This is a genomic window from Cognatishimia sp. F0-27 (genome assembly GCF_020667845.1).
Lineage (GTDB): Bacteria > Pseudomonadota > Alphaproteobacteria > Rhodobacterales > Rhodobacteraceae > JAFMPQ01.
The window spans coordinates 118,337-128,432 of record NZ_JAFMPQ010000008.1 but is presented as its reverse complement, the minus strand read 5'-3'; the positions used below and the strand labels follow the sequence as shown (position 1 = coordinate 128,432).

8 protein-coding genes and 1 tRNA gene are annotated in these 10,096 nt (G+C 64.4%); 2 read left to right on the top strand and 7 right to left on the bottom strand.

The window, feature by feature from the left end:
• Nucleotides 1-257: 257 nt before the first annotated feature.
• Nucleotides 258-334: transfer RNA gene (locus J1C49_RS06570), tRNA-Met, on the bottom strand.
• Nucleotides 335-764: 430 nt separating this feature from the next.
• Here J1C49_RS06570 and J1C49_RS06565 point away from each other — a divergent pair.
• Nucleotides 765-3,272, top strand: coding sequence for a calcium-binding protein (locus tag J1C49_RS06565; protein WP_227445007.1), 2,508 nt, complete (start codon nucleotides 765-767; stop codon nucleotides 3,270-3,272).
• A gap of 72 nt (nucleotides 3,273-3,344) precedes the next feature.
• Here J1C49_RS06565 and J1C49_RS06560 read toward each other — a convergent pair whose 3' ends face one another.
• The 3 genes from J1C49_RS06560 to J1C49_RS06550 all read right to left on the bottom strand — a co-directional run bounded on the left by J1C49_RS06560 (nucleotide 3,345) and on the right by J1C49_RS06550 (nucleotide 6,390).
• Complete coding sequence (locus J1C49_RS06560) at nucleotides 3,345-4,658, bottom strand: ATPase (RefSeq protein ID WP_227445006.1); 1,314 nt, start codon at nucleotides 4,656-4,658, stop codon at nucleotides 3,345-3,347.
• 253 nt (nucleotides 4,659-4,911) lie between these two features.
• Complete coding sequence (locus tag J1C49_RS06555; RefSeq protein ID WP_227445005.1) at nucleotides 4,912-5,406, bottom strand: prepilin peptidase; 495 nt, start codon at nucleotides 5,404-5,406, stop codon at nucleotides 4,912-4,914.
• 114 nt (nucleotides 5,407-5,520) lie between these two features.
• Complete coding sequence (locus J1C49_RS06550) at nucleotides 5,521-6,390, bottom strand: lipopolysaccharide assembly protein LapB (RefSeq protein ID WP_227445004.1); 870 nt, start codon at nucleotides 6,388-6,390, stop codon at nucleotides 5,521-5,523.
• A gap of 487 nt (nucleotides 6,391-6,877) precedes the next feature.
• Here J1C49_RS06550 and J1C49_RS06545 point away from each other — a divergent pair, with 487 nt between their 5' ends.
• Nucleotides 6,878-7,396, top strand: coding sequence for a GNAT family N-acetyltransferase (locus J1C49_RS06545; RefSeq protein WP_227445003.1), 519 nt, complete (start codon nucleotides 6,878-6,880; stop codon nucleotides 7,394-7,396).
• 18 nt (nucleotides 7,397-7,414) lie between these two features.
• Here the strand turns inward: J1C49_RS06545 and J1C49_RS06540 are convergent, their stop codons facing one another.
• The 3 genes from J1C49_RS06540 to J1C49_RS06530 all read right to left on the bottom strand — a co-directional run bounded on the left by J1C49_RS06540 (nucleotide 7,415) and on the right by J1C49_RS06530 (nucleotide 10,093).
• Entirely contained in the window at nucleotides 7,415-7,993 is a 579-nt protein-coding gene (locus tag J1C49_RS06540) for a tetratricopeptide repeat protein (RefSeq protein ID WP_227445002.1), read from the bottom strand.
• Between the two features lie 3 nt (nucleotides 7,994-7,996).
• Entirely contained in the window at nucleotides 7,997-8,965 is a 969-nt protein-coding gene (locus tag J1C49_RS06535; protein ID WP_227445001.1) for a type II secretion system F family protein, read from the bottom strand.
• 165 nt (nucleotides 8,966-9,130) lie between these two features.
• Nucleotides 9,131-10,093, bottom strand: a complete 963-nt coding sequence (locus tag J1C49_RS06530) for a type II secretion system F family protein (protein WP_227445000.1) — start codon at nucleotides 10,091-10,093, stop codon at nucleotides 9,131-9,133.
• Nucleotides 10,094-10,096: the final 3 nt, after the last annotated feature.

The following is a 10,096-nucleotide window of genomic DNA, read 5'->3' as shown; positions in this document are numbered from 1 at the left end:
CCTTCGCGGATGCAGGACACAGACCGCCCCGTCCGGATTCCTCCCGGGCGGGGCCCCTCATCCCCCGCAGCATCCCCCGCCCGTCAAACCACGCAAGTCAAACCACGCAGGTCATAGCTCGCAGGTCAAAACACAGGTTGGGCCGAGACGTCCCAACCTGCGCCTTCGCGCAACGCCCGCAACGTCCACCGGTTTTCACGACGGCGATTGCCACCCCGCAGGCAGGCCAGAGGGCTGATCCGGGAAAGAGGAGAATTTGGTGGCGTGGGGGAGACTCGAACTCCCGACCTAACGATTATGAGTCGTTCGCTCTAACCAACTGAGCTACCGCGCCACTCTGTGCCCGCGTGATCTAAGGAAGGGGGCGGGGAGCGTCAAGGGCAAAATTCGGCCCGGATTCGAGGGGCACATCTTATGCACAATCCATGCACAATCCATGCATACGATTGTGCGGCACGCCCGGATAGGGGGCGCTGCCCCCGTCTTCGCCTGTGCGAAGACTCCCCCGGGATATTTCAGGCCCAAAGAAACACGCCGGTCGCCGGGACTGCCCGCCGGTTGCACGGGAAGGCGGTGGTCCGGTTTGTAGGGTTTTGCGGAGCGGGCGGTTTCGGCGATGACCCCGCTGCGGGTCAAGATTTGGGCACCGGACTTTGTGGGCGATGGGGACCGGCGGGCGCGGTGACAAGAGCGTTGCACGGGATTTGGGATGCGCATTAGCATTCCGACATTGATTGATTGATTCACAAAGGGAGCGCAGCGCGATGCCGGTCACAGCCATACCACAGTTCTATCAGGTCTCTTCCAATGGCATGTATGTCACGCCGATCCCGGAAGATATGGCAGGGCCCGCCACGCGGCTTTCGCTTTCGGAGTTAGGTGTGTCGCCGGGGGATACATTGTTTGTCGAGCCGAGCGGCGATTATGACAATGGCAATGGCGAGCTTTTCTTCGGGCTGGCGGGGGTCTTTCAGGGCAATGCCGGGTTCATCGCGCCCGCCTTCAGCACGGCAGAGGAATTTTCGCATGCCACCTTGCGCGGCCAGACGCCGGGCGACATCAGCGAGGATTTCCGGCTCGATCCGGATGGCAGTTTTCTGACCGTTCCGGCGGGGGCCACACATCTTGTTCTGGCCACACCGGACGAGCTTGTGCGCGACAACAGCGATGTGGACATGGATTACGGCGCCCTGATCTCGTTTCGGGAAGCGCCCGATCTGAGCCTGACGGAGGTGCCGCAGTTCTTCTCGGTCAACGAGCGCGGGATGTACACTGTGCCGATCAGCAGCGACCGGCCGGAGCCGGCCACGGCGCTGTCGCTTGAGGATCTGGGCCTTGGGGCGGGGGATGCGTTTTTCATCGAGTATGTGGGCGACTACTCGTTTGATTTCGGACCGAATGACATCACCTCCGGGATGATTGCCGTGTTCCGCAATGCGGATGGCTTTCTGGCACCGGCGGGCACAAGTGCCGAGGGCTTCATGCATGTGCCGCTGCGCGGGGAAGCGCCGGTAGACGTGCCTGAAGATGTGGAGATCGGGGATGATGGCGAGGTCTTGATTGTGCCGGAGGGGGCAACCGAGCTTGTGCTGGCGACGACCGATCAGCTGGTTCTCGACAATGCCGACAGCGACAATGATTACGGCGCGCTGCTGTCGCGGCCGGGCGTTCTGGATTTTGCACTGACCGAGAGTAGTGATCGCTACAGCGGCATCGCGGGTGGCGAGACGATTGCCGGTCTGGCGGGCGATGACCAGATCGCGGGCAATGCGGGCGATGATGCGCTGAGCGGCGAGGCGGGGAACGACACGCTGGAGGGCGGTTCGGGCGATGACACGCTGGAAGGCGGGACGGGCGACGACCTGCTTGATGGCGGGGCGGGGGCGGATCGAGCGGTCTTTGCCACGGCGCGCGCGGATGTGATGTTCAGCGATGGCGGCACCGGTGTGCGCGTGACCGGCGGGGACGAAGACGATGTGATCACCGGGATCGAGACGCTGGTGTTCAGCGACGGTGTCTTTGCGCTTTCCGATCTGCTGCCGGGGGTGGCGGATGACGGCTCGCCCACCGATGACAGCCTCACCGGAGGGCTTGGCGATGACCTTCTGAGCGGGCGGTTTGGCAATGACACGCTGGATGGCGGGCCCGGTGCCGACACCATGCGCGGGGATCAGGGGTTTGACCTTCTGACCGGCGGGCCCGGCGCGGATACGCTGCTTGGCCTGAACGGGTTCGACACGCTGGAAGGTGGTGCGGGCGCCGACGAGATCTTTGGCAATAACGGCAATGACAGTCTCAATGGCGGTGCGGGCGACGATCTGATCAACGGGGGCTTGGGCGCTGACAGCGCCGAGGGCGGTGCCGGGGATGACGATATGCGCGGTCTCGACGGGTTCGACAGCCTCGATGGCGGTGCGGGCCGCGATACGCTCAGTGGCAACGCGGGCAATGACAGTCTCAGCGGTGGTGAAGGGCGCGACCTGCTTGCGGGCGGCAACGGGTTCGACCGGCTCGACGGGGGCGGCGACAGCGATACGCTGGATGGCAATAACGGTTTTGACACGCTGGTTGGTGGCGATGGAGACGACCTGCTGAACGGCAATTTCGGCAATGACAGTCTCGATGCGGGGGCGGGGGATGACACGGCGAATGGCGGTCTGGGTGCCGATACCATCGAGACGGGCGCGGGCGATGACGTGGTGTCGGGCGGCAATGGCGGGGACCTGATCCGTGGCGGGGAGGGTGACGACCGGCTGTTCGGCAATGCGGGCAACGACAGTCTTGAGGGCGATGACCCGTCCGGTGCGGGCGACGATTACCTTGATGGCGGTCTGGGCAATGACACGCTGCATGGCGGGCTGGGGTCCGACACCATCATCGGCGGCGCGGGCAATGACGTGCTTTCTGCGTCCGGCGTGACGGGTGAGGGCGGCAATGCGCTGTTTGATGGCGGCGACGGGGCCGACACGATCAGCCTCGGTGTGGACGGTCAGGGCAATGCCACCGCCACGGGCGGCGCGGGCGCGGATGTGTTCAACTGGATCGATGATGGCCACGATGTGATTGTCGACTTCGAGCCGGGGGTCGATACGCTTGTCCTGCTGCGCGCCCAATTTGCGGGTGTGGAGACCGCCGAGGATCTGGTGGGGCTGGTGAGTTTCACCGATGGCAATGCCGTGTTCGGAGGGGGAGCGTCGTCACTGACCTTGCTGGGGGTTGATGAAAGCGAGGCTGCGGCGCTGGCGGCCTCCATCGACTTTGCATTCGGGTAAGGTGCGTGTGGTGCGCGCGCGCGGAGGCGCCGCCGCCCGGGCAAGGCGGCGGCCCCTGCGCACTGGGGGCGGTTACTTGACGATGATCTCGTCCTTGACGAACATGTTGGACCAGGCCCGGTCCACAAGCTCGGGGGTCATCTTGTAGGGGATGCCTTCGAAATCACACACGGCGATCATCTGGTCGATCAGGAAAACCGGCTGATAATTCGCATAGATGTTCTTGATCGTGGGATATTTGGTCTTGAGCAGATGGACGAGCGCGGCTTCGTCAAGCTCCATCTTCTTCTTGCGGGCCACCATGGCAAAGATCTTGAGGAAATCCTTCTGGTTCGGGCCGTCGATCTTGATCTTGAAGAAGATCCGCCGCAACGCGGCCTGGTCGAAGATCTCGTTGGGGTGGAAGTTGGTGGAGAAGATCACCAACGTGTCGAAGGGGACTTCGAACTTTTCGCCCGATTGCAGCGCGAGGATGTCCTTGCTTTCCTCCAGCGGCACGATCCAGCGGTTCACCAGCTTCTGTGGCGGCTCTGCCTGGCGGCCAAGGTCGTCCACGATGAAGATGCCGCCGGTCGACTTGAGCTGCAGTGGAGCCTGATAGGTGCGCGCCGTGGGGTTGTAGACCAGATCGAGCATGTCGAGGCTGAGTTCGCCGCCCGTGATCACGGTGGGGCGCTGGCAGAGCACGTAGCGGCTGTCGAAGCGTGCCTTGCGGCGCAGCTGGTTCGGGTTGTCCTGTTCGTCCTCGGCGGCAGAGTGGACGATGGGATCATAGACGGTGATGACCTGTCCGGAATACTCGATGGCGCGCGGGACATAGATCTTGTCGCCCATGGCATCGCGGATGCCATTGGAAATGGAGCTTTTGCCATTGCCCGGCGGGCCATACATCAGGATCGACCGGCCTGCGCTTACCGCCGGGCCGAGATCGCCGATCAGGCTGTCGGGCAGAACGAGATGCCCCATGGCGCCGGTCAGCTGATCGCGGGTGATCTGGATGTTGCGGATCGACTGGCGCTCGACCTGCTCGCGGTAGATATCGAGCGGCACCGGCATCGGGCCGAAATATTCCGACTGGGCGAGGGCGTCGAGCGCGCGGGCCTTGCCGGCATCCGTGAGCTGATAGGGCATTTCCGAGCTGACCTCGCCGGCGGCGCCGAGCGTGCCCATGGCCTCGATCAGGTTCTGGCCGCGGGCCAGGTCGATGATTTCCTGGGTTATGGGCACCGGCAGGCTCACCGAATGGGCGATTTCGGTGATGCGGTTCGCGTTCTTGCGGAACATCGTCTTGAGCACGATATCGCGCATCATGACTTCGGGCAGGCCGACTTCCGACAAGCGACGGGGCGGCGGTGGTGCCAGAACGGCGCCGGTTTGCATGTTCATGGTCTTCGGTCCTTTCGAAGGGTGCCGGTTTGTCCGAAGTCATGACAGGGGAATGTGGTTGCAATGGGGAAGGCGGGGGGAAGGAATGCGGCCTGTCCGGGACAGGCGCGCCGCGACGGGCGCCCTTTGGCTGCGGGGCGGTCGCCGCTGGCCATTGGCGCGCGCGGGGCAAGGGGCGGTTTTTTTGAGTATTTTCGGACAGAAGAAACGGGCGCGCGCCAAAACGCAATCCGCGCGCCCGGATCAGACCGGGTCAGCGACCGTAGAGCGCGCCGAGTGTCAGGTAGATGCCGAGCGTTCCACCCAGGGCGAGCCCCATGGGGAAGCGGCTGCCGGCGGTCCAGCTCACCCAGGACGGCGCGAGGTTGCGCAGTCTCGTCGCCCGCACGGCGCGGTGCGAGACAAAGGCGGCCAGCAGGTTGGCGGCAAAGAGCGCCATGAGGAACCGCAGGTCGCCCACGGCGATGAAGGGCGCCGCGGCGGCGGCGAACTTGGCATCGCCCGCGCCCATGGCGCCACCGGCGTTCAGCGCGATCCCCGCGACCAGAACCACGACGAGATGCAGGTAGCGCCAGAGATAGGTGTCGAAGGGCAAGGCGATCAGTCCGACAAGCACAAAGACGCAGAACAGGGCGACCACCGCATGGTTGGGGATTTTCATGCCGCGCATGTCGGTGAAGCAGATGTAGAAACAGATCGGCAACACGAAAGGCAGGAACCACAGGGCGGCGCTGGCGGAAATCAGCATGGGGCGCGCTCCGTTGGCAGGTGCGCCCGCACGCGCAAGGCGCGCGGAGCCCAGAGGCCATGACCACCATGGTGGGCTGGCCGGGTGCGAAGGGGGCAGGGGCGGCGCACGGGATCAGTTGACCGCGGATGTGTCGCCCTGTTCGAGCGCGTCCAGCGACCGGGCGGCGGCCTCGAAATGCTGCGGGTGGGTTTCGATGGCTTCACGCAGAAGGCCCTGGCCGATCTGAACGTCGCCGCGCTTGATCGCGGTGAGGCCCATGGTGTGCAACAGCTCCGCGCGCTCCACTTGCGTCATCGGGATGACGGGAATGGTGTAGTTGCCCTGGCTGCCGCGGGCGAGCACGAGGTTGTTCTTGGCGGTGAACATCGAGGGGTCACGCTGGATCGCTTCGCCGAAAAGGCGCTCGGCTTCCTTGTGGTCGCCACGGGTCAGCTTGGAATAGCCCCAGTTGTTCATCACTGACGCCGGTTCGGTGGTCAGCCCCAGCGCCACCTCGTAGAAGCTGTCTGCCTTGTCCCATTCCTTGTTGCCATCGGCGATCATCGCTTCGAGGCGGTAGCGCTTGTAGGTTTCAAATGTGGGCGGGATGGCGTTGAGCACAACCTCTGCCTGGTCCCAGTCGCCGGCGCGGATCAGCGCATCGGCGAGTTGCACGCGGTCGTCATTGGTGCTGTCGGGATGATCGACCACCCGCGCCCATGCGGAGCGGGCCTCGGTGGTGCGCTTGGCGCGGGTCAGCGAGAGCGCAAGACCGCGTTGCAGGTCGATCCTGTCGGGCTCGGCGGTCGCGGAGCGCTGGAAATAGCTCACCGCCTCGTTCGGGTCGCCCGCCTTGAGCATGACGTCGTTGAGCCCCGCACCGTCGATGGCGTTGACGCCGGTCATGGCGCGGTCGACGGCTTCCTTGTCGATTGTTTTCTCACATGCCGAAAGCGCGGCGAACCCTGCCACGCAAAGCGCAAACGTCTTGAAATGGCGCATGGTTTGCCTGCGTCCTTCTGCTGCTCTGCCTCTTGCCGCGGGTTGATCCCGTGGCGCGTTCCTGCCCCTTTTGGCGGGGCTTGTTTCACAGACTACACCGTTTCCCGGCCTCCGGGGGGTGAAGGTGGCTGATCGGACGATTGTTGCGCGGCGCTGTTGTTTTGCGGCATCGCTGGCGCGGAATTTTGGCAGATCTTGTGGTGTGTTGCGAATGGGCATCTAGGGAACGGGAGGGCGTGGGCCTGCGCGGGGCGCGCTGGGCCGGGCTGACGCTGGCGGGATAGGGGATTGGTCTGGTGCGTCGCGGCGGGGCGGCGCGCCGGGAGAGGACTGCTGCGAGAGCCGCGTTGTTCGCGTTGCGGCGGCGGGTGCGGCGCGCCGGGTTTGGTCCGCGCGAAGGGTGGCGTTTCGTTGCGGAGGCCGGTTGGCTATGGTGCGCGCGGCGCGGGGTGCGCGGTTGCGGCCCGACGGATCACGGAGATGGCGGATGACAGATTTGACGGCGGCCCCGAGGCTTGCCACCGACCGGTTGATCCTGCGCGGACCGGAGCGGGAGGATTTGACCGCGTTCACCCGGTTCATGACCAGCGCACCATCGCTTGCGGCGCAGGGCGAGACGGTGACGGTGGAGCAGGCGTGGTTCGGGTTCATGATCGGGATCGGCCATTGGCACTGGCACGGCTTTGGCTTTTTCACGGTGGTTTGTGCCCGGTCCCGCGCGCCCTTGGGGCGGGTCGGGCTGATCCGGCATTCCGATTGGCCGGATATCGAGCTGGCCTGGCATCTTTTCGAGGGGGCGGAAGGTCGGGGTTTTGCCACCGAGGCGGGGATAGCGGTCAAGCGCTGGGCGCAGACGGATCTGGGTCTGGACCGGCTGCACAGCTATATTGATGGCGCCAACATCCGGTCGCAAGCTGTGGCCGAGCGGCTTGGCGCGGTGCGGGATGGAACGCGGCCTCCGCATGAGCCCGACGCGGAGGTGTGGGTGTACGCCATGGGCCGGTGAGGATCCGGGAGCGGCCGGTCAGCCGTCGTTGGGGCGGATCGTGTAGATGCCACGGCCTTCCCGGACGAGACGGTATTGCGCCTGCGCGTCGGCAGCGCCGGCGCGCGCATCGCGCTTGGAGAGCGCGAGACGCAGATTGTCCCGGATCGCATCCGATTGCCCGCCGGGCATGGAAAAGGCGCGGCGAAAGATGGCGATGGCGTCCTCGATGCGGCCGCGCTCCATGACCACCACGCCGAGATTGTTCCATGCGCCCGGCCAGTCAGGCTGCAATTCGGTCGCGCGGCGCAGCAGGCGCTCGGATTGGCCGAGCCGCCCGAGGCCAAGATTGGCCGACCCCAGCCCGACCAGGATCTCTGCGGTGAGCCCTTCGTCATAGGCCGCGCGGGAGAAGGCTTCGAGTGCCAGTTCATGCTGGCCCGACTGCATCAGGCGGTGGCCGACCTCGACCCCGGACACAGCGTCGCCGGACGGGTCCACGCCCGGCGCAAAAGGCGAGCCGTCGTCACGCGAAAGGCCGCCCTGAGAACAGGCGGCCAATGCGGCGATGCTTATGGCGGCGATCACCCCGGGGAGGGGCCATGCGCGTGAAGCCATGGATTACTTTCCGATATTGCCCATCTCGCTGATGCCGACCGCGGAAGGCCCCACGAGGATGATGAGGAGCGGCGGCACCGTGAGCATCATAGTCGTCAGCGTCATCTTTGTCGGCAGCTGGTTGGCTTTTTCTTCGGCGCGCATGACCCTTTTGTCACGCATTTCGGAGGCGTAGACCCGCAGCGCGTCGGAGATCGACGTGCCGAAGGTCTGGGCCTGGTTGAGCACGGTCACGAAGCTCGACACGTCCTGCACGCCGCAGCGCTCGGACATGTCGCCGAGCACCTGGGTCTTGTCCTTGCCGGCCTTCATCTCGTGGGCGATGATCTCGAACTCATCAGCGAGCGAGGGGTAGGAGGCGCGCAGCTCCTTGGAGACGCGGACGATGGACTGGTCCATCGATTGGCCGGCCTCGACGCAGACCAGCATCATGTCGAGCGCGTCGGGAAAGCCGGACTGGATCTCTTCCTTTCGGGTCTCGACCCGCTTGTTGATCCAGTATTTCGGGAACATGTAGCCGACGACGCCGGGGCCGAGGATATACATCAGCTTGGAATTCATCGTGGCGGTTTCCTGATCGACGAACAGGAAGAAATAGGTCACGCCGGCGGCGAGCAGGCCCAGCGCGAGCGCAAACTGCGCGAAGTAGTAGAGCTGCACCGCGTCCTTGCCACGGTAGCCCGCCTGCAAGAGCTTCATCTTGATGTCGGAGAGCTCTTTTTCATCCTGCGGTTCGAGGAACTGGGCATATTTGTTCAGCTTCTCGTTGCGCTTCTTGTCGCGCAGCACGGCGCGGGTTTCCGCATCCATGCGCTGCTGCCCGGACTTCTTGAGCTTGTCCATCGGGTCGGGTTTTTGCGCCATCATCATCGGGATGGTGGCGAGGATCAGCAGCACGGCAAGGCCTGCGACGGCGATCAGCGGACCGGCCGGGCCGAGCGTGTCGGTGAGCATCGTGTTGAGGGCTTCCATGGCAGCGTTTCCTTGGGTGGGGCGCAGATGAGCGGACTGTGGCGGTGCGGGGCGGGCGCGCCCCGGTGGGGGCGCGGCTGAGTGTTCCGGTATGAGGGGCGTTGCCCCTCAAACTCCCCGAGTATTTCGGGACAGAAGATGCCAGGCGCGGCGCAGGCCGGACGGTCAGACCTTGATGTTCACCAGCGCGCGCATGACGAAGATGTTGAGCGTCAGCATGATGGCGACGACAAAGCAGGCGGGGATGAACCACGGATGGTCGAGCACTTCGTCGTAATAGTCCGGCTTGGCGACCTGGATGAAGATCAGCGCGGCGACCGGGAAGCCCGAGAGGAATTTGCCTGACCATTGTGCCTCGGCGGTGATGGCCTTGACGCGTCGGAACAGGCGGAAGCGGGCGCGGATCACCTTGGCCAGACCGTCGAGGATTTCGGCAAGGTTGCCGCCGGCCTGCTGCTGGATGGCGACGGCGACCGCGAGAAAGCGCATGTCCTGCATGTCGAGCCGTTCGGCCATGTGCTTGAGCGCTTCGCCGATGTCGCGCCCATAGGTGCTTTCATCCGCGATGACGCCGAATTCCGTGGCCAGCGGGTCCTTGATTTCCTTGGAGACAATCGAGATCGCCGAGCTGAACGGGTGGCCGACGCGCAGGCTGCGGACCATCAGCTCCACCGCGTCGGGGAGCTGTTCCTCGATCATGGAGAGGCGTTTCTTGGCCTTGTGGTTGACCCACATATACACGCCGCCGACGCCCATGCCCACGGCCATCACCGCTTTGACCGCCATGCTGGCTTCGGTGCCGATGCTGAGCCCGACGAAGGAAAAGGCGGTTGTGAGGCCCATCATCATGATGAGCTGTTGCGGCGAGAAGGCGATGGCGGCTTTCTGCGCCTTGTCGGCAAGGATTGAATACAGCGGGAAGGACCGCGAATTCATGTGCTGGTCCATCTCCTTGCGGAGCTTGGCGAGCACTTCTTCGCGGTGGGTGCCCTTGTCGAGCATCTCCAGCCGCCGGTTGACCTTTGAGTTGAAGCTGATGGATTTGCCGAAGGCGACGAGATAGACGCCTTGCACCAGCACGAAGACGCCCAAGAAGATCAAGGCGTAGACAATTGGTTCTGCGCTCATGGC

Coding starts and splice junctions, on each gene's coding strand:
- J1C49_RS06565 (WP_227445007.1), top strand. CDS start 765: ATGCCGGTCACAGCCATACCACAGTTCTATCAGGTCTCTTCCAATGGC.
- J1C49_RS06560 (WP_227445006.1), bottom strand. CDS start 4,658: ATGAACATGCAAACCGGCGCCGTTCTGGCACCACCGCCGCCCCGTCGC.
- J1C49_RS06555 (WP_227445005.1), bottom strand. CDS start 5,406: ATGCTGATTTCCGCCAGCGCCGCCCTGTGGTTCCTGCCTTTCGTGTTG.
- J1C49_RS06550 (WP_227445004.1), bottom strand. CDS start 6,390: ATGCGCCATTTCAAGACGTTTGCGCTTTGCGTGGCAGGGTTCGCCGCG.
- J1C49_RS06545 (WP_227445003.1), top strand. CDS start 6,878: ATGACAGATTTGACGGCGGCCCCGAGGCTTGCCACCGACCGGTTGATC.
- J1C49_RS06540 (WP_227445002.1), bottom strand. CDS start 7,993: ATGGCTTCACGCGCATGGCCCCTCCCCGGGGTGATCGCCGCCATAAGC.
- J1C49_RS06535 (WP_227445001.1), bottom strand. CDS start 8,965: ATGGAAGCCCTCAACACGATGCTCACCGACACGCTCGGCCCGGCCGGT.
- J1C49_RS06530 (WP_227445000.1), bottom strand. CDS start 10,093: ATGAGCGCAGAACCAATTGTCTACGCCTTGATCTTCTTGGGCGTCTTC.